18 protein-coding genes are annotated in these 17,720 nt (G+C 64.1%); 13 read left to right on the plus strand and 5 right to left on the minus strand.

The genetic code is table 11. The annotated features are described in order from the left end of the window. Positions 1–442: 442 nt before the first annotated feature. Positions 443–1,102, plus strand: a complete 660-nt coding sequence (locus HZB53_09230) for a metal-dependent transcriptional regulator (protein ID MBI5877820.1) — start codon at positions 443–445, stop codon at positions 1,100–1,102. A 57-nt stretch (positions 1,103–1,159) separates the two neighbouring features. Here HZB53_09230 and HZB53_09235 read toward each other — a convergent pair whose 3' ends face one another. The 5 genes from HZB53_09235 to HZB53_09255 all read right to left on the minus strand — a co-directional run bounded on the left by HZB53_09235 (position 1,160) and on the right by HZB53_09255 (position 5,488). Further along, on the minus strand, positions 1,160–1,957 hold the full coding sequence (locus tag HZB53_09235) for a VWA domain-containing protein (GenBank protein MBI5877821.1): 798 nt from the start codon (positions 1,955–1,957) through the stop codon (positions 1,160–1,162). Between the two features lie 143 nt (positions 1,958–2,100). Further along, positions 2,101–3,225, minus strand: coding sequence for an ATP-binding protein (locus HZB53_09240; protein ID MBI5877822.1), 1,125 nt, complete (start codon positions 3,223–3,225; stop codon positions 2,101–2,103). A gap of 94 nt (positions 3,226–3,319) precedes the next feature. Beyond that, a complete protein-coding gene (locus tag HZB53_09245; GenBank protein ID MBI5877823.1) occupies positions 3,320–4,174 on the minus strand; it encodes a deoxyribonuclease IV in 855 nt (284 codons plus the stop codon). Positions 4,175–4,186: 12 nt separating this feature from the next. Beyond that, the gene (locus HZB53_09250) at positions 4,187–4,615 is read right to left on the minus strand and encodes a DUF309 domain-containing protein (protein ID MBI5877824.1); all 429 of its coding nucleotides are present in this window, start codon (positions 4,613–4,615) and stop codon (positions 4,187–4,189) included. 6 nt (positions 4,616–4,621) lie between these two features. Beyond that, a complete protein-coding gene (locus HZB53_09255; protein MBI5877825.1) occupies positions 4,622–5,488 on the minus strand; it encodes an MBL fold metallo-hydrolase in 867 nt (288 codons plus the stop codon). 215 nt (positions 5,489–5,703) lie between these two features. Between HZB53_09255 and ffh the strand changes: the two genes are divergently transcribed. The 12 genes from ffh to HZB53_09315 all read left to right on the plus strand — a co-directional run bounded on the left by ffh (position 5,704) and on the right by HZB53_09315 (position 17,699). Then, positions 5,704–7,029, plus strand: coding sequence for a signal recognition particle protein (ffh, locus tag HZB53_09260; protein MBI5877826.1), 1,326 nt, complete (start codon positions 5,704–5,706; stop codon positions 7,027–7,029). Positions 7,030–7,041: 12 nt separating this feature from the next. After that, positions 7,042–7,533: a cupin domain-containing protein gene (locus tag HZB53_09265; protein MBI5877827.1), complete on the plus strand. Its 492-nt coding sequence runs from the start codon at positions 7,042–7,044 to the stop codon at positions 7,531–7,533. 91 nt (positions 7,534–7,624) lie between these two features. After that, on the plus strand, positions 7,625–7,942 hold the full coding sequence (gene rpsP, locus HZB53_09270; GenBank protein MBI5877828.1) for a 30S ribosomal protein S16: 318 nt from the start codon (positions 7,625–7,627) through the stop codon (positions 7,940–7,942). 13 nt (positions 7,943–7,955) lie between these two features. Continuing rightward, positions 7,956–8,180 (plus strand): KH domain-containing protein, encoded by a 225-nt coding sequence (locus HZB53_09275; protein ID MBI5877829.1) that lies wholly within the window; start codon positions 7,956–7,958, stop codon positions 8,178–8,180. 125 nt (positions 8,181–8,305) lie between these two features. Then, the gene (gene rimM, locus HZB53_09280; protein MBI5877830.1) at positions 8,306–8,806 is read left to right on the plus strand and encodes a 16S rRNA processing protein RimM; all 501 of its coding nucleotides are present in this window, start codon (positions 8,306–8,308) and stop codon (positions 8,804–8,806) included. Positions 8,807–8,883: 77 nt separating this feature from the next. Beyond that, complete coding sequence (dprA, locus tag HZB53_09285) at positions 8,884–9,966, plus strand: DNA-protecting protein DprA (GenBank protein ID MBI5877831.1); 1,083 nt, start codon at positions 8,884–8,886, stop codon at positions 9,964–9,966. A gap of 23 nt (positions 9,967–9,989) precedes the next feature. Further along, a complete protein-coding gene (locus tag HZB53_09290; protein MBI5877832.1) occupies positions 9,990–11,054 on the plus strand; it encodes a mannose-1-phosphate guanylyltransferase in 1,065 nt (354 codons plus the stop codon). An 11-nt stretch (positions 11,055–11,065) separates the two neighbouring features. Beyond that, positions 11,066–11,692 carry a hypothetical protein gene (locus HZB53_09295; protein ID MBI5877833.1) on the plus strand — a complete coding sequence of 209 codons (627 nt, stop codon included), beginning with the start codon at positions 11,066–11,068 and terminating at the stop codon, positions 11,690–11,692. Between the two features lie 66 nt (positions 11,693–11,758). Beyond that, positions 11,759–14,194 carry a type I DNA topoisomerase gene (gene topA, locus HZB53_09300; protein MBI5877834.1) on the plus strand — a complete coding sequence of 812 codons (2,436 nt, stop codon included), beginning with the start codon at positions 11,759–11,761 and terminating at the stop codon, positions 14,192–14,194. Positions 14,195–14,234: 40 nt separating this feature from the next. Further along, a complete protein-coding gene (xerC, locus tag HZB53_09305; protein MBI5877835.1) occupies positions 14,235–15,131 on the plus strand; it encodes a tyrosine recombinase XerC in 897 nt (298 codons plus the stop codon). Positions 15,132–15,149: 18 nt separating this feature from the next. Next, positions 15,150–16,235 (plus strand): aminopeptidase P family protein, encoded by a 1,086-nt coding sequence (locus HZB53_09310; GenBank protein MBI5877836.1) that lies wholly within the window; start codon positions 15,150–15,152, stop codon positions 16,233–16,235. Positions 16,236–16,517: 282 nt separating this feature from the next. Continuing rightward, entirely contained in the window at positions 16,518–17,699 is a 1,182-nt protein-coding gene (locus tag HZB53_09315) for an IS481 family transposase (protein MBI5877837.1), read from the plus strand. Positions 17,700–17,720: the final 21 nt, after the last annotated feature.

Consider the following 17,720-nt stretch of genomic DNA (forward strand, 5'->3'; position numbering starts at 1 on the left):
GCGCGAAGATCAGGTTACAGGCTTATGATTAGCTTTGCACACGAAGCATCTCAATTGCTGCGCGATTGATGCTTCACGCGCCTTGTGCAGTTTGCGAAACAATCCGACATAGCGTCGCACAGGGCTGTGCACCGCATGTAGGGACAGGCCTTTGGCCTGTCCGACGGGCAGGTCAAAGACCTGCCCCTACGCGGCGAGCCGCATGGCGTGCCCGATGTTTATGCAAGATGGCCTAGCGAAGTAGCTGACAGCGACCTTGCCTCCGCGCTCAGCATAACACTTTGATTGGGACAACATCAAGTGTTATCGGCATAACATTATGCCGGCATGACGGACTTGTGAGTTCCGAAAGTTTGCCGCTTTGCCCGTGACGCCGGGGCGCTTTTCAACCGGCATGGTCGGCGTGCTATAATCGACGAACATCCTTCACTGATAGAATCCTATGCCAGAGACAACCGCGACCGCCGAGGAATACCTCGAAGCCATATACATGCTGACCGATGAGGGCCAGACCGTGATCGGCGCGCGACTGGCCGAGCTTCTGCACGTCTCGGCGCCCACCGTGACAGCCACGCTGCGCCGCATGACACGCGACGGTTTGGTACGCTACGGCGAGCGCAAGCAGATCGTGCTGACGCCCAAGGGCCGCGACAAGGCCGAGGTGCTGATGCGCCGCCACCGGCTGGTCGAGCGCTGGCTGACGGACGTGCTTGGCATGGGCTGGGCCAGCGCAGACGCCGAGGCGCACCGCCTTGAGCACGCCCTATCGGCGGAAGTCGAAGCGCTGCTGAACAAGCATCTTGGCTACCCGTCCACCTGCCCGCACGGCAACCCGATTCCAGGCAACCCGCCGCCGGACGATGCACATTGGCGTCCGCTGACAACGTGCGCGGCAGGGCAGCGCTTCGAGATCAAGCGCGTGGCCGAGCCGATCGAGAACGCCGTCGACGTGCTACATTACGTGGAAGCGCGCGCGTTGATACCGGGAGCCAGCGGCCTGGTGCTTGACCGCGCGCCAAGTGAAGGTCCGCTCACCGTCCAGATTGGCGAGCGGGCCGTCTCGGTCAGCCACTACATCGCATCGAACATCTACGTCGTATAGACGCCAAAAGGGCCCGGCGACTGCCGGGCCCTTCGCTGGTTCGTAACCGCGCCGGGGCTACTTCTTCTCGGCGCTCATGAAGTTCAGTTCGCCCCGCACGGTCTCCAGGATCTCTTCCGCCTTCAACTGCCGCAGTGTGTAGACCTCGCCGCCCAGCGAGCGCGCCAGCCCGGCGGCCAGGCCGCGGTCGAACGCCTCGTGCTCGGTGTTGATCACCACGGAGCGGATACCGCTCTCCTTCAGCAGGCGCGCGATGCGGTGCGCCTCTTCCTGCGGCGGCAGATCGGTCATCGACACGTTGCCCGCGCCGTCGGTCAGGATGATCATGAGCGGCATCACTTCCGGGTGGCGGCGCAGTTCGCGCGTCATCGTCTCGTGCGCCAGCAGCAGTCCGGCCGAGAGCGGCGTCTTGCCGCCCACCGGGATGTTGCGCAGCGCCTCCTGGGCCAACTCCACCGAGTTCGTTGGCGGCAGGATCAGGTGCGCCGATTCCTTCTGGAACGTCAGCAGGCCGACGTGGTCGCGCTTCTGGTATGCGTCGTTCAGCAGCGAGAGCACGGCGCCCTTCGTGGCGATCATGCGCTCGGCCGCCGCCATCGACCAGGATGCGTCCACCACGAACATGATCAGGTTGGCGGCGCGGCGCACGCGCACCTTCTTCTGCAGGTCCGACATTTCGATGGCGACCGCCATGTCGGAGGTGTCTTTGCGCGCCAACTGGTGTGGCGCGGCGGCGCGGAACGTCGCGTCAAATGCAATGTCGGTGGAGCCGTCGGCCGGGCGGGCGGCGATGTACCGCCCGCGCTTGCGTGTCGTCTTCGTGTATGACCGCTTACCACCCTGAGAGCGGGTCATGCGGTCGAGGCCGGTCTGCAGTTTCTTCGGGGCGAACGCCTGGCCAACCGTCACGTTCTTGTCGCGATGCTGGCCAGGCGTCGGGGGTTGCGGTGTGTCGGGCGTGTCCTGGAACGTCGGCTCGCCCGCTTCCTCCGAAGGCTCTAGCGGCGAGTCGCTGGCTTCGGGGTTGTTTTTTTTTCCTGCGACGCCTGCGCTTCGCCCTTGTCTTCCGACTGGCGCGCTTCGTCCTCGGCGGCTTCGGCGCGTGCCTGCTCGAGTTTCCGCTCCAACTGCTGGAACTGCAGCTCGGTGTCCTGGAACGGCCGGCGCTTCAAGCGGTGCGGCAGCGCCAGTTCGGCCGCGGCCAGGATGTCGATCGAGCGGATCTTGTCGCGACCGCTCAAGGCGGCGTGCGCCGTCGCCGTCTTCAGAATGACAATGTCGGCGCGGTGGCCGTCGACTTCCATCTGCGACGTCAGTTCGGCGATCTGGTACAGGTCGTTTTCGGTGTAGCGCACGCTCGAAACGAGATCGCGGGCGCGGGCAATCAACTCCGACTGCTCGTGCTCCTTCGCGTGCCACGACTCAATGAAGATGGACGGGTCGCGCTCGAATTCGATGCGGCGCGACAGGATCTGCGTGCGCTGCGTCGGATCGCTGATGCCGTGGATTTCCACGCACAGGCCGAAGCGGTCGAGCAGTTGCGGGCGCAGTTCGCCTTCCTCGGGGTTCATCGTGCCCACGAGCACGAACTGGGCCGGGTGCGAGAACGAGATACCTTCACGCTCGACGAAGTTCACGCCCATCGCCGCGGCGTCGAGCAGCAGGTCGACGACATGATCGTCAAGCAGGTTGACCTCGTCGACGTATAGGATGCCGCGATTGGCGGCCGCCATCACGCCCGGGTCAAAGTGCTTCTCGCCGCGCTTGATCGCCTTCTCGATATCCAGTGTACCGACCACGCGATCTTCGGTCGCGCTGACCGGCAAGTCCACCATCGAAACCTTGCGCTTGATGGATTTCAACTCTTCGCCGCGGCGCATGCGCGCCATGCAATCATCGCAAAACGTGTCCGGACGTTTCGGGTTACAGCCAAAGTGGCAGCCTTCGACAACGTCCATCAACGGCAGCAACTCGGCCAGCGCGCGCGCCGCCGTGGACTTGGCGGTGCCGCGCTCGCCGCGCACCAACACGCCGCCAATCTGCGTATTGATGGCGTTGAGCACCAGCGCCAGCTTCATCTTGTCTTGACCCACGATGGCAGTAAACGGGAATATGGAAGGCATCCAAGCGCTCCTAAGAGAAGTAAGAAACGTCCAAGCAGTGATTGTAAAGACAATCACAAGGTCTGTCAAAAATCTAAGTACATAGTTCGCCGCACTAAGTGGGGGTGTCGGCGAGCTTCCGAAGCAGCCGCAGGTCGTCGCCGCCTTTCTCCGTCAATTCCGGCGTCTCGATGATCTTCGGCACTTTGGACAGGCGGCGATCGCGCATGATCAGCCGGAACGCCTCGCGCCCGATCTTGCCGAGCCCGATCCGTTCGTGGCGATCCTTGCGTGAGGCAAGCTCAAACTTGGCATCGTTGAGGTGGAAGCACTTCAGCCGCTCAAAGCCGATCAACTCCTTGAACGTGCTCATCGTCTTGCGATACGCCGCCACATCGCGGATATCGTAGCCGGCCGCAAAGAGATGGCAGGTGTCCAGACAGACACCGAGCCGCTCGTTTTCGCGCACGGTGTGCAGTACCGTGGATAGGTGCTCCAGTTTGTAACCCAGGTTGGTGCCCTGCCCTGCCGTCGCTTCCAGCAAGATCTGTACCTTGTAGCCGCGCAGGTCGGCGTGGATCGCATCAATCGACGCGGCCAGCACCGCCAGCCCCGTATCGTCGCCCTGGCCCATGTGGCTGCCCATGTGCGTCACCAGATACGGGATCTCCAGCCGCTCGCAGCGTTCCAGTTCGTCTCGGAAGGCATTGCGCGACTTCGCGCGGATCGCATCGTCGGGCGATGCCAGATTGATCAGGTACGAATCGTGCGCGGTGACGACCTTGACGCCCGATTCCTTTCCCGCAGCGATGAAACGCGAAACCTCGTCGTCGGACAGCGTGCGCGCCGCCCACTGGTTCGGGCTCTTCGTGAAGACCTGCATCGCCGTGCAGTCCCAATCATTCGCCCAGGTGTATGCGTTGAACATACCGCCGGCGGCGGGCACGTGCGCGCCCAGTAATGGTGCCATCGGTTCCTCCCCCTATTCCCCCGTTAGATAGACCCGGCAGACCAGCGACCGGTCAAACTCGTGCATGCGCGCCGGTCCCAATTCGCGCAGGTATGTCAGCGTGCGCTGTGTGTCGCCGATCAGCCGCGACACGTCAACGCCCATACACTGCGGCTGGAACGCGTGCAGCCAGCGGCAACCAGACTCGAGTTTCACGGTCGCACCGTGATAGTTGTGGCGATCGAGCAGATGATGAAAGCCGACACCAATCTGCAGGATGCCTTTGTACAGCGAACGCACCTCGTCGCGCTCAGCGATCCACAACTGTTCGAGCGTCTCGTGCTGAGCGAAGAACTCGCCCCGGTTGAACTGCTCAAGGCCGCGCAAGAACTCGGCGCATGGTACATCGGCGCAGCGCGCGCACTCCGAAGCATCCTTGAACGCTGGGTAGCGCCGGTTCATGCGCGCCTACAGCACGAACTCCTGCAACTCGTCCACGACGTGAAAGCCGAGCGCTTCCAGATCGTGCCGCTGCGCCGAGTCGGCGTCCTGCACCGGGTTCGTATGGTTCAGGTGCGTGAACGCGATATGGCGACTGGCAGTCAAATCGGCCAGGCGCTCCATCGTCTCCGAGATCAGTGGGTGCGGCACGGTCGACATGTCGCGGCCAGGCAACTCGTCACCGGAGAAGAACGTGCCATCCAGCAGGGCGATGTCGCAGCCGGACACGGCCTCGTGAACGTCGCGCACCCAGTCCGACCAGCGGTCGATATCAGTGATATAAATCAGCTTTTGCGACGGCCCCTCGATCTCGATGCCAAGCGTGTCCGACCATTCCTGGCGGTGCGGCACGCGGAACGGCCGCACAGTCAGGTTGTCCGTGAGGAACAGTTCGGCCTGCTCGTCGAACACGCGCAGCGTGATGTGCCCGTCGCGCACGAGCTGCGCCCACGGGCCATTATGAATGAGGAAGTCCGACATGGCGACGGTGCAGTAGACCGGCAGACCGTGCGTGGCCAATACTTCCTTGCCGAACTGGACGAGGCCGGTGTAGTGGCCGATGTGCGCGTGGGTCAGAATCAGTGCGTCGACCGGGTTGCGGTCGCTGCGCGCCGGCATATCGGGATGCGCCGCCAGCGCATCGAGTTGGCCGCGCACATCCGGCGTCGCGTCGATCAGGTAGCTGCGGCGCGCCTCCGTGTCGATGATGGCGAGGCAGGCCACGCGCCGCGCAAACGCCAGGTCGCGGCGCGCGCGCGCGCAGTACGGCGCGCGGCAGCCGAGGTGCGGCACGCCGCCATCTTGCGCGGTGCCGAGTACGATGACTTTGATCATGCCAGGTCGCTCCCTATCGTGATAAGTCCTCGTCGGATTATAGCACAGGGCGCCCGTGTCGCAGCGCTAAGATTGTTTGCGGTGCCCCATTTTTGACGAAGTTCCGCAGTTCCTATACAATTGACTATCAGACCAGCCGGCGCGTCGGGGGAGACCCCGATGTTTTTGTGTGGGATAACGGCTCGCCTACCGCCGCGACGGTATCGCGACACATTATGTTTGATAGTCTCAGCGACAAACTCCAAAACGTATTCCGGCGTATCCAGTCCAAGGGCGTGGTGCGCACCGAGGACGTCGAGTTGGCGCTCAAAGAAGTGCGCATGGCGTTGCTCGAAGCCGACGTCAACTTTCAGGTCGTCAAAACGTTCATCGCCAGCATCCGCGAGCGCGCCATCGGCGCGGAGGTGCTGGAAAGCCTGACGCCCGCCCAGCAGGTCATCAAGATCGTTCACGAGGAACTGATCAAGCTGCTCGGCGAGCCGGCGCCGCTGAATATCGACGGCCCGACCCCGCGCGTCATCATGATGGTCGGCCTGCAGGGCACCGGCAAGACGACCATGAGCGCCAAGCTGGGGCTTTACCTGCGCAAGAACGGGCAGCGCCCTCTGCTGGTCGCCGCCGACACGCGCCGCCCGGCCGCCATCACGCAGTTGCAGACGCTCGGCAAGCAGCTCGACATCCCGGTCTTTGCCGAGGGCGACAAGCTCTCGCCGCCCGAGATCTGCACGCACGCCGTCGCCTACGCCAAAGACAAGGCATACACGGTCGTCATTCTCGACACCGCCGGCCGCCTGCACATCGACGACGACCTGATGCGCGAGTTGGAGCAAGTCCGAGCGAACGCCAACCCGAACGAGGTCCTGCTGACGGTCGATGCGATGACCGGCCAGGACGCGGTCCGCTCGGCTGACGAGTTCAACAAGCGCACGCCCTTGACCGGCCTTGTGCTGACCAAGGTCGACGGCGACGCGCGCGGCGGCGCCGCCTTGTCGATCCGCGCGATCTCGCACGTGCCGATCAAGTTCATGGGCGTCGGTGAAAAGCCCGACGCGCTCGAGCCGTTCTATCCCGACCGCCTCGCCTCCCGCATTCTCGGCATGGGCGACGTGCTGACCCTGATCGAGAAGGCGCAGGAAAATCTCGACATGGAGATCGCGCGCGAGGCCGGCGAGAAGATGCTCGAGGGCCAGTTCGATCTCGACGACTTCCTCAAGCAGATGAAGCAGTTGAAGAAGATGGGGTCGATCTCGAACCTGTTCGGCATGATCCCGGGCATGTCGCGCATCAAGAACGAAATCGACGACGACGATATGAACTTGCAGATGAAGCGCGTCGAGGCGATCATCTCGTCGATGACCATGGATGAGCGGCGCAGCCCGCGCGTGCTCAACGCCAGCCGGCGCCGGCGCATCTCCAGGGGCAGCGGCACGAGTGTGCAGGAAGTCAACGAGTTGATGAAGCAGTTCCGCGAAATGCAAAAGATGATGGCGCAGATCCGCACGCCGGGCGGCATGCGCAACTTCATGAATATGTTCCGCTAGCCGGAGGACCGCATGGCAAAATGGAAGATTCAGGCCAACGATTCGCGCGATGTCGCGCCTGTCGAGCAGGTACCCGGCGCATTCCGCCGCGTGCTGGCGGACGGCGACCGGATGATGATCATCGAGTGGACGATGAAGGCCGGCGTCGTCGTGCCGGTTCACAATCACCCGCACGAGCAGTCCGGTTACATTGTCAGCGGCGAAATGGTCTTTCACTGCGACGGCAAGGACTTTCACCTGACACAGGGGATGGCCTACGTCGTCTCGGGCGGCACGCCGCATGCGGCGGATTTCCCGGTGGCATCGGTCGTGGTGGATATCTTCTCGCCTCCGCGCGAAGATTATCGCGGCGCGACCGCGTCAACCTATAAATTAAACGGCGCGGCAGTCGCCTCGAAACCGGCTGCCCGCAAGGCGGCGCCGAAGAAGACGCCCGCCCGCAAGCCGGCCGCGCGTAAAAGCACGGCCAAAGCGAAAACGCCCGCGCAGAGCCGCAAGCGCTGAGCCTTCCCTTAAGGACTGGCGCTTCACCCTCTCGGCTTGCCGGGGGCGTACGCAACCGTAGCGAGAACGTCACAATTATTCGGGAGAACACATGGCAGTCAAGATTCGCCTGCGCCGCATGGGCGCAAAGAAGCAGCCGGTCTACCGCGTTGTCATCGCGGAAGACAAGATGGCCCGGCAGGGCCGCTTCATTGAAAACATCGGCCAGTACAACCCGCGCACCGAGCCGCAGACGCTCATCATCGATGAGGCGCGCGCGCTCCACTGGTTGAGCGTCGGCGCGCAGCCGACCGAGTCGGTCTCGCGCCTGTTTCGGCGCACCAAGACGCTCGAAAAGTTTGCGCGTGTGAAAACGGGCGAAACGATCGAGCAGGTGCTCGCCGCGCCCGCCGCAACCCCGGCTGCATAGCCCGAGGAAATGCATGCGTGAACTAATCGAGTACATGGCGAAGGAACTGGTCGACCACCCGGACGAAGTCAAGGTGCGGGAGACCGGCGGGCATCACGGCACGATCTACCTGCACGTGGCTCAGGACGACCTCGGCCGGATCATCGGTCGCGGCGGGCGCATCGCCAACGCAATGCGCGTGCTGTTGAAGGTCGCCGCCATTCGCCAGGGCAAGCGCGTCACGCTCGAAATCAAGTAACCGCGTGGGCCGCAAGGCTCGCGCACAGTTCGCTCAATCAACCACAGATGCGCCGCTCGGGCGCAGCGCCGTATGGCTGCGCCTGGCGCATGCGCGTCTGTGGTTGTCTCTTTTCTCACCAGACTATGCCTGCACCAGACAAGCTGATCATCGGTCGCGTGGTTGGCGCATTTGGCCTGCTCGGGGATATGAAGGTCGCGATCGAGACCGACTTCCCTGAACGCTTCAAATCGCTGGCCGCTGTTTTCATTGGCAACGAACGCTTTGAAGTCGAGCGCGGCCGGCTGCACCCGCCGCACGCGCTCGTCAAGGTCAAAGGTGTCGAGACGCCCGAGCACGCCGCCACGTTCAAAGGCGGCGAAATGAGCGTCGATGTCAGCGACGCGGTCCCGCTGAAGCCGGGCCAGCACTACGTCTACGAGATCGAGGGGCTGGCCGTTGAAACCACGGCCGGCGAGGCGCTCGGCCGCGTCATCGAAGTCTGGAAGACCGGTGCCAACGCTGTCTACCTGGTGCGCGACGAAGCCGGCACGGAGATACTGCTGCCGGCAATCCCTCAGGTCGTGCGCAGCGTGGATGTCGCAGCCGGCAAGATGATTGTCGAACTGCTGGAGGGCTTGCGCTAACCTTCGGCACAGTCCGCATAACCTGACGATCAATTTGCCACTTGACCGGCAGACCAACTTCGTGATATGCTGGCTGGGTGTCTGACCCGCGATACTGGCTCGCGTTCAATCTCGCGCAGGGTGTCGGCCCGGTCAAAACGCGCGCGCTGATCGCCTACTTCGGCGATCTGCAGTCGGCGTGGCAGGCCGGCACCGACGAGTTGACCCGAGCCGGGCTCGATCGGCGGGCCGTCGACAACATTGCGCAGGCGCGCGCAACGCTCGATCTGGACCAGCACCTCGCGCGACTGGAACGCGCCGAGACCCGCTTGCTGACATGGGATGATCCGGACTACCCGGAGCGGCTCGCGCAGATCGCAGACCCGCCGCCGGCGTTGTACTGTCGCGGCGAGATCAGATCCGAAGACTCGTTCGCCGTCGCCATTGTCGGCACGCGCCTTCCGACGGCGTACGGCAAAGAGGCGGGGCGCGCACTGGCCACCGAACTGGCGCGCAACCGGATCACGATCATCAGCGGGCTGGCGCGCGGCATCGACCTGATCGCCCACCAGGCCGCGCTCGATGCGGGCGGCCGCACCATCGCGGTGCTCGGTTCGGGCGTCGATGTCATTTACCCGCCTGAGGCGCGTCCGCTGAGCGAGCAGATCGTCCAGCGCGGCGCCATCGTGAGCGACTACCCGCTGGGTACCGGACCCGACGGCCGCAACTTCCCGCCGCGCAATCGCATCATCAGCGGCATGAGCCTCGGCACCGTCGTCATTGAAGCCGGGCTCGATTCCGGCGCGCTGATCACTGCCGCGTTCGCGCTGGACCAGGGCCGCGAAGTGTTCGCTGTGCCCGGCAGTATCTACAGTAAGACCAGCCTCGGCGCCAACCGCCTGATCCAGCAGGGAGCAAAGCTGGTGACACGCGCTGAAGACATACTTGAGGAGTTGCACCTCGAGCACGCCGCGCAGGAAGCAGCCTCGCGCGAGGTGCTGCCGGAAGACGAGACCGAGCGCGCGCTCTACACCGCGCTGTCGCAGGAGCCGGCGCACGTTGACGACCTGGGACGCTCGCTCCAGCAGCCGGTCTCGGCCATCACCGCCACGCTAACCCTGATGGAGCTTAAAGGCTCGGCGCGCCACGTGGGTGGCATGTATTACGTGCGCGTATCATGACGCGCAATCCGGAACATCGAAACTTGAACGCTACCAACCTTTACGCCGTCATCCTGGCCGGCGGCAGCGGCACGCGGCTCTGGCCGCGCAGCCGCGGCGGCCATCCCAAGCAGTTCCTGGACCTGGCCGGCGACCGGACGATGATCCAGCAGACGGTCAACCGCGTCCGGCCGCTGATACCGCTCGACCGCATCTATTTTCTGGTCGGCAGCCGCCATGCCGCGCAGTTGCGCGAGCAGTTGCCGGGCGTGCCGGCGAACAACGTCATCGTCGAGCCGTCCGCGAAGGGGACGGGCCCATGCGTCGGGTTGGCCGCCATGCTGATCCGCCAGCGCGACCCGAACGCCACGATGACCAGCCTGCACGCCGACCACTTCATCCGTGACGAGGCGGGCTTCCGAACGTCGCTGCAAACGTGCCACGCCCTGGCCCAGCGCGGCCTGCTGGTCACCATGGGCGCCGCGCCAACCTACCCCGAAACGGGGTACGGCTATATCGAGCGCGGGGATGCGCTGGAGCCTGCCTGCGCTCAGGCGGCTTACCGCATCGCGCGCTTCACGGAGAAGCCGGATCGCGACACGGCCGAGCGCATGATGGCCACCGGGCGCTACTACTGGAACACCGGCATGTTCACCTGGCGCGTGGACACCATCCTCGACGCGTTCAGGCAGCACATGCCCGCGTTCAGTGCACAGCTCGATACGATTGCGCAGGCGCCGGAGCAACTGCCCGCCATCTGGACGCAGGTCGTCAACGAGACGATCGACCGCGGCATCATGGAGCGCGCCACGAACGCCGCCGTGCTGCCGATTGATATCGGCTGGAGCGACATCGGTTCCTGGGCCTCCCTGCATGATCTGCTGCCCGCCGACGCAAACGGCAATGTCGTGCTCGGCGACCACGTCGCAATTGACACGCACGGCTCCTTTATCCGGTCGAATGGCAAGCTGATCGCCACGCTCGGGGTCAGCAACCTGATTGTCGTCGAGACCGATGACGCGATCCTCATCTGCCCGAAAGATCGCGCCCAGGACGTCAAACTCGTCGTCGACCAGCTCAAGGCCGATCGGCGCGACGCTTTGCTGTGAGCCAGTCAACCATGCCAGACCACCGACACGCCAGCGAGCTGGACCTGCACGCCGAGTCCATCTTACAGATGGAGTTCGAGTATGCGCGCGAAACCGTCGAGCAGAACCTCGAAGACCGCCGCAAAGTGGTCGAGTTCTATGTCGTGATTGCGGGCGCGCTCGCCACACTGGCGCTGGCACTCGCGCAACTGGACGCCAGCCGCGCGCCAGGCATCTCCCAAACCGATTCGGTCATCGGCGTCACCGGCCGCCTGCCGTCGCCGGTCTATGCGGTCATCTTCTGGGTCGTCGGCCTGACCGGACTGTTCACGCTGTTTCATCTGATCCGGCTACGCCAGTCTTTCCAGGACAGCCTGCTGACGATGAACCGGATCAAAGACTATTACATCAAGCAGTACCCGCTGCTGTCCGAAGCGCTGCGCTGGCGCAACGAGACCATGCCGCCGCTCAATCGCGTCGGCTCGATCACGTTCATCCTTTCGCTGTTCGTGGTACTGGTTGACAGCATCGGCTTCGGCATGGGGATGCTGTTCGTGGACGCCCGGCTCAGCATACCGCTGCCTGCGCTGGGCGCCATCGCCGGCGCGCTCGCGTTCGGCTGGCAAGCCATCATATACTTCTGGATGTTGCGCGAATAGCGACCAACGCCGACCACCGGCGCCACACGCACGGGTGGAACTCTCAGCAGGAGCCAGACCAAGCGAATGTCAGAAGCACAAACCGAGATTCAAGCCTACTGCATGAAGTGCAAGACCAAGCGCGTCATGCAGTCTCCGACCGCCGTGTTCACAGCCGCCGCCACGCCCGCCACCCGGGGCGTGTGCCCGGTCTGCGGGACGACGTTGTTCCGCATGGGCGCCACGCCCGCCCATGAAGGCCTGACCAGGCCCGAGCCACAGCCGCGCGCGCCGGCCAAGCCGCGCGGCACGAAACGCGGCAAGGCGGCCGACCCGCGGCGCTCCGGCCGGCTCGTGATCGTCGAATCGCCGTCGAAAGCCAAGACGATCGGCAAATACCTCGGCGCCGGATACCAGGTCAAAGCGTCGGTCGGCCACGTGCGCGACCTGCTCAAATCGCAGCTCAGCGTCGATGTCGAGCATGCGTTTACGCCCAAGTACCGGGTGCCGAACAACAAGAAAGACGTAGTGAAAGACCTGATCGCCGCGGCGGCCAGAGCCGAGGAAGTCTTCCTCGCAACCGACCCCGACCGCGAGGGCGAGGCCATTGCGTGGCACCTCATGGAAGCGGCCAATATCCCGGCCGAGCGCGCACATCGCGTGGCGTTCGACGAGATCACCAAGGGCGCGGTGACCGAGGCGTTCGCGCACCCGCGCGATATTGACATGCGGCTGGTGAATGCGCAGCAGGCGCGGCGCATCCTGGACCGGCTGGTCGGCTACCAGATCAGCCCGCTGCTATGGGCCAAGGTGCGCGGCGGCCTGAGCGCCGGGCGCGTGCAGTCGGCCGCGGTGCGGCTTATCGTCGAGCGCGAGCGCGAGATCCTGGCGTTCGTACCGGTTGAGTACTGGTCGCTCGAAGCCGACCTGGCCCAGCAGACGACCCGCGCCCGTTTGCCGCGTCCGTTCTTCGCGGCCCGGTTGACCAAAGTGCGGGGCGCCGATGCCGACCTCAAGAACGAAAGCGATTCGCAGGCCGTCGTAAGCGATCTGGAGGGTGCGACGTATATCGTGCTCAAGGTGAAGAAGAGTGAGCGCCGCCGCAATCCGGCCGCGCCGTTCACGACCAGCACCCTGCAGCAGGAAGCGTCGCGCAAGCTCGGCTTCAGCACCAGGAAGACGATGCAGATTGCCCAGCAACTGTATGAAGGCGTCGACCTGGACGGCGAAGGCACTGTCGGCCTGATCACATATATGCGTACCGACTCCACGAACGTGGCCAGGGTCGCCCAGGACGAAGCCCGCGCGCTGATCGCCGAGCGCTACGGGCCGGAGTTCGTGCCGCCCACCCCGCCGACTTACCGCTCGCGCAATCAACTGGCGCAGGAAGCGCACGAGGCCGTGCGCCCCACCGCGGCGCGCCGCGACCCCAACAGCGTCAAGGCGCACCTATCGCGCGACCAGATGCGTCTGTACGATCTGATCTGGAAACGGTTCATCGCCAGCCAGATGGAAGCGGCCGTGTTTGACGTCACGTCGGTCGACACGGGCGCGAACCGCGATTGGCACGTCGGCGACGCGGCGTCAGTGGTGCTCGACGAACGCTTTGCCAACCCGCCCTTCCTTTTCCGCTCCAGCGGCTCAATCGTGAAGTTCATGGGCTTCCTGCAGGTATACGAAGAAGGCAAGGACGATAGCCAGAAGTCCGACGAGGACGAGTCGGTGGGCAAGATTCTGCCGCCGCTGTCAGACGGTGAGGTGGTCGATCTGCTGCGCCTGCGGCCGGAGCAGCACTTCACCGAGCCGCCGCCGCGCTTCTCCGAGGCCACGCTGGTCAAAGCGCTCGAAGAAAACGGCATCGGCCGCCCGAGCACGTACGCACCGACCGTGGCGACCATCGCCACGCGCGGGTACGTGGAGGCGCGCGACAAGCGCCTGTATCCGACCGATATCGGATTCATCGTAAACGACCTGCTTGTCGAGCACTTCCCCGAGGTCGTCGACCTGGGTTTCACGGCGCAGATGGAGGGCGAGCTCGACCAGATCGCGGAAGGCGAGAAAGAATGGGTACCGGTGCTCACCGAGTTCTACGGGCCGTTTGCGCGCTCGCTGCAAAAAGCCGAGACCTCCATGCCGAAAGTCGCCATGGAGGCCGAGGAGACGGGCGAGCTGTGCCCGACCTGCGGTCGCCCGCTGATCATCAAGCGCGGGCGCTTCGGCAAGTTCATTTCGTGCAGCGGCTTCCCGGACTGCAAGTTCACGAAGCCATGGCTCAACAAGATCGGCGTGCAGTGCCCGAAGGACGGCGGCGAGATCGTGGAGCGCAAGACGCGCCGCGGCCGCTTCTTCTTCGGGTGCGCCAACTATCCCAACTGCGATTTCGCGTCGTGGAACCGCCCGGTCATCCAGCGCTGCCCGAAAGATGGGGGCCTGATGGTCATCGCGGGCAAAGATCGCGTCAAGTGCACCGTGTGCGAAACGGTATACGACCTGGATGCGCTGGCCGAGCCGGCCGTCGCGTAATCGCGCGGCACATCCCTAACAACGCAGTGCAGGTGAGGCTATGGACAATCATCTCAGCATGTACGTCAACCATCTGAGCACCGAGAAGAACGCCAGCCAGTATACACTGCGCAACTACCGGCGCGAGATCGAGGAGTTTCTGGAGTTTCTCAAAGCCCGGGGCGTCTCGACCTGGGACAAGGTCGACAAGGAGTTGATCCGCGAGTATGTGGGATGGCTGACCGACGAGGACTACGCCAAGGCCAGCATCGCCCGGCGGTTGTCGGAGTTGCGCTCGTTCGCGCGCTTTCTGATGCGCGAGCGAGTGCTTGACCACAACCCGTTCGACGCCGTTTCGGCGCCGAAGGTGCCGAAACGCCTGCCGCGCTTCCTATCGCCCGACGAGATCAAGAACCTGCTCGCCGCGCCCGACATCAGCGATCCGCAGGGCATGCGCGACCGCGCCATCCTGGAGTTGCTGTACGCGGCCGGCATGCGCGTGTCGGAACTGGTCGGCCTCAACCTCGGCGACATCGACAGCGCGCGGGCGCAGATCAAAGTGCTGGGCAAGGGCAACAAGGAGCGCATGGTGCTCATCGGCCGCCCGGCGATGCGCGCGGTCATGACCTATATCCGCGAGGCGCGCCCGAAACTGATCGGCAAGAAGACGACGAATGCGATCTTCCTCAACCGCTTCGGGACCCGTCTCACGGTGCGGAGTGTGCAGATGGCGCTGGTAAAGTACGCCATGAAGGCCGACATTCATGGCGAAGTGACGCCGCACGTGCTGCGTCATACCTTCGCCACGCACCTGCTCGACGGCGGGGCCGATCTGCGCTCGGTCCAGGAACTGCTCGGGCACGAGTCGCTCTCGACGACGCAGATCTACACGCACGTCACGCAGGCCAAAGCGAAGGAAGTCTACATGAACGCGCACCCCGGCGCGAAGAAGAAGTAGCCCGACGAGGCAACCTCCATGAGCACTCCACGCATTGACAATTTGCGCCGCGTCCTGACGCAACACAATCTGGACGCGCTGCTGGTCCGGCAAGCCGAGGAAACGCCGAACGTGAATCTGCGCTACCTGTCGGGTTTCACCGGTTCGGCAGGCGTTCTGATTGCGGGGCAAAGCGCGCAATTCATCGCCAGCGATTCTCGCTACTGGGAGCAGATCCGCAAGCAGTCGCCTGCTTTCAGCTTGCTCACCTACAAGAACCATCCCGAACAGGCCGACGCAATCGGTCAGGCGCTGCAATCGATCGGTGCGACGCGCGTCGGCTACGAAGCCAACCGCCTGACGGCGGGCGCGCTGGACACGTGGCGTGCCAGCCTGCCGGGCATCGAACTGGTGGCGACCACCGACCTCGTCGAAGGCTTGCGCGCCGTAAAGGATGCCGGCGAGATGGGCGCCATTCGCCGAGCGACTGCGCTGACCGACCGCGCATACGAATTCATCCTGACCAAGATCGAGCCCGGCATGTCCGAGAAGGAAGTCGCATGGGAGTTGGAGTCGTTCATGCGCACGCATGGCGCTGAGGGACTCGCCTTCGATGTGCATGTGGCGTCCGGCCCCGGCACTGCCGAGCCGCATCACGTGCCGAGCGAGCGTGCCATCCAGGTGGGCGAACCGATCTGGATCGACATGGGCGCGCGCGTGGACGGCTATTGCGCCGACCTGACCCGGTCATTTGTGATCGGCGAGCCGGACGCGAAGTTCAGCGCGATCTACGCCATCGTCCAGCGCGCTCAGAACGCTTCGATGGCGGCGCTGCGCAGCGGCGTCGCCGGTCGCGACGTGGATGCGGCCGCGCGCAAGGTTATCGAAGACGCCGGGTACGGCGACAACTTCGGCCACGGCTTGGGACACGGCTTCGGACTGCAAATCCACGAGAAGCCCAGCGCGGGCCGTGTGTCGCAGGATGTGTTGCCTGCCGGCAGCCTGGTAACGGTTGAGCCGGGCATCTACATTCCCGGCTGGGGCGGCGTTCGCATCGAAGATGTCGCGCTGATAACGCAAGACGGTGCCGAGGTCCTGACCGGCGCATCCAAGTGGCGGGGATAGCCACCTAGCGTCATGGCGCCGATGGGTCTGACACCGTCATTCGTTGGCTGAATTGGCGTGAACGGCAGTACAGACCCGAAGGGTTTCTGGCGGGCTACTCGCCATCGGCGACATGATGGCGAAACCCTTCGGGTCTTCTCGGCGCGCGGCAGCAATTCTCATTTTGGAGTCGGCCGCACGTATGCCCCCTCATTGTATAGACCGGGGACATGGTTGACAGGTGTTCGGGGACATGGTTGACACTCACATACGGTATGATGACCCTCATTCAGGAGGTGTCACATGCCATGGACCGAGGTCTCCATCATGTCCCAACGCGAAGAGTTCGTCGCATTAGCTCAGCATGAGCAACGCAACCTGAGCCAACTGGCTGAACGCTACGGCGTTAGCCGTCAGACCGCCTACAAGTGGCTGCGCCGCTTTGCCGCCGCGGGTGCCGGGGGGCTGCACGATCGCTCACGCCAACCACAGCACTCACCACACCGCACGCCCGCAGCCGTCGAACAAACGATCATCGCCGCGCGCCAAGCCCATCCGGCCTGGGGGGCCCGCAAGCTGTGGCACTGGTTGAGCCACCAGGCGGGCGTCTCCCGTGCCGATTTGCCGGCGGCCAGCACCATCCAGGCGATCTTGCAGCGGCATGGCCTGATCAACCCGGCCGAGGCACTCAACCATCAGCCCTTTCAGCGCTTTGAATACGCGGCTCCCAATCAGCTCTGGCAGATGGACTTCAAAGGCGACTTCCGCCTACGCGACGCAGCCCGCACGCGCTGCTACCCGCTGACCGTACTCGACGACCATTCGCGCTTCGCGCTGGCGCTGCGCGCCTGTTGGGATCAGCGCACGGAGACAGTGCAAACGGCCTTGCGCGAGGTCTTCCGCACCTACGGCCTGCCGGAGCGCATGACGATGGACAACGGCGCGCCGTGGGGCGATGAGGGCGGCCAGCCCTACACGCGGCTGACGGTCTGGTTGGTGCAGATCGGCATTCACATCAGTCATTCGCGACCGTACCATCCGCAAACGCAAGGCAAGGATGAACGCTTTCACCGCACGCTGGACGTCGAGTTGTTGCGCGACCCGGCGTGGAGTGAGCCACAGAGTTGCCAGGTCGGCTTTGACGGCTGGCGCCAGGTGTATAATCTGGAGCGACCGCATCAGGCGCTGGGCTACGCCGTACCGGCCCAACGCTACCAACCGAGTGCGCGTCCGTTTCCGGAGACGTTGCCCGCGATTGAGTACGGGCCCGACGACCAGGTGCGCAAGGTGCAGGAGCATGGGCAATTCAGTTTCCGGGGCCAGACCTATCGCATTAGCAAAGCGTTCCACGGCCACCCGATTGGGCTGCGTCTGCTGGCGGAGGACGAGTGGCACGTGTATTTCTGCCAGCATGCGCTGGGCAGCCTCAATCTACGCACGCACAGCACCACTGGCCATGTAACCTATGTCCCCGAACGAGTGTAAACCATGTCTCCGGTCCATACA

The sequence above is a fragment of the Chloroflexota bacterium genome (assembly GCA_016235055.1).
Taxonomy (GTDB): Bacteria; Chloroflexota; Anaerolineae; order JACRMK01; family JACRMK01; genus JACRMK01.

Coding starts and splice junctions, on each gene's coding strand:
- HZB53_09230 (MBI5877820.1), top strand. CDS start 443: ATGCCAGAGACAACCGCGACCGCCGAGGAATACCTCGAAGCCATATAC.
- HZB53_09235 (MBI5877821.1), bottom strand. CDS start 1,957: ATGACCCGCTCTCAGGGTGGTAAGCGGTCATACACGAAGACGACACGC.
- HZB53_09240 (MBI5877822.1), bottom strand. CDS start 3,225: ATGCCTTCCATATTCCCGTTTACTGCCATCGTGGGTCAAGACAAGATG.
- HZB53_09245 (MBI5877823.1), bottom strand. CDS start 4,174: ATGGCACCATTACTGGGCGCGCACGTGCCCGCCGCCGGCGGTATGTTC.
- HZB53_09250 (MBI5877824.1), bottom strand. CDS start 4,615: ATGAACCGGCGCTACCCAGCGTTCAAGGATGCTTCGGAGTGCGCGCGC.
- HZB53_09255 (MBI5877825.1), bottom strand. CDS start 5,488: ATGATCAAAGTCATCGTACTCGGCACCGCGCAAGATGGCGGCGTGCCG.
- ffh (MBI5877826.1), top strand. CDS start 5,704: ATGTTTGATAGTCTCAGCGACAAACTCCAAAACGTATTCCGGCGTATC.
- HZB53_09265 (MBI5877827.1), top strand. CDS start 7,042: ATGGCAAAATGGAAGATTCAGGCCAACGATTCGCGCGATGTCGCGCCT.
- rpsP (MBI5877828.1), top strand. CDS start 7,625: ATGGCAGTCAAGATTCGCCTGCGCCGCATGGGCGCAAAGAAGCAGCCG.
- HZB53_09275 (MBI5877829.1), top strand. CDS start 7,956: ATGCGTGAACTAATCGAGTACATGGCGAAGGAACTGGTCGACCACCCG.
- rimM (MBI5877830.1), top strand. CDS start 8,306: ATGCCTGCACCAGACAAGCTGATCATCGGTCGCGTGGTTGGCGCATTT.
- HZB53_09295 (MBI5877833.1), top strand. CDS start 11,066: ATGCCAGACCACCGACACGCCAGCGAGCTGGACCTGCACGCCGAGTCC.
- topA (MBI5877834.1), top strand. CDS start 11,759: ATGTCAGAAGCACAAACCGAGATTCAAGCCTACTGCATGAAGTGCAAG.
- xerC (MBI5877835.1), top strand. CDS start 14,235: ATGGACAATCATCTCAGCATGTACGTCAACCATCTGAGCACCGAGAAG.
- HZB53_09310 (MBI5877836.1), top strand. CDS start 15,150: ATGAGCACTCCACGCATTGACAATTTGCGCCGCGTCCTGACGCAACAC.
- HZB53_09315 (MBI5877837.1), top strand. CDS start 16,518: ATGCCATGGACCGAGGTCTCCATCATGTCCCAACGCGAAGAGTTCGTC.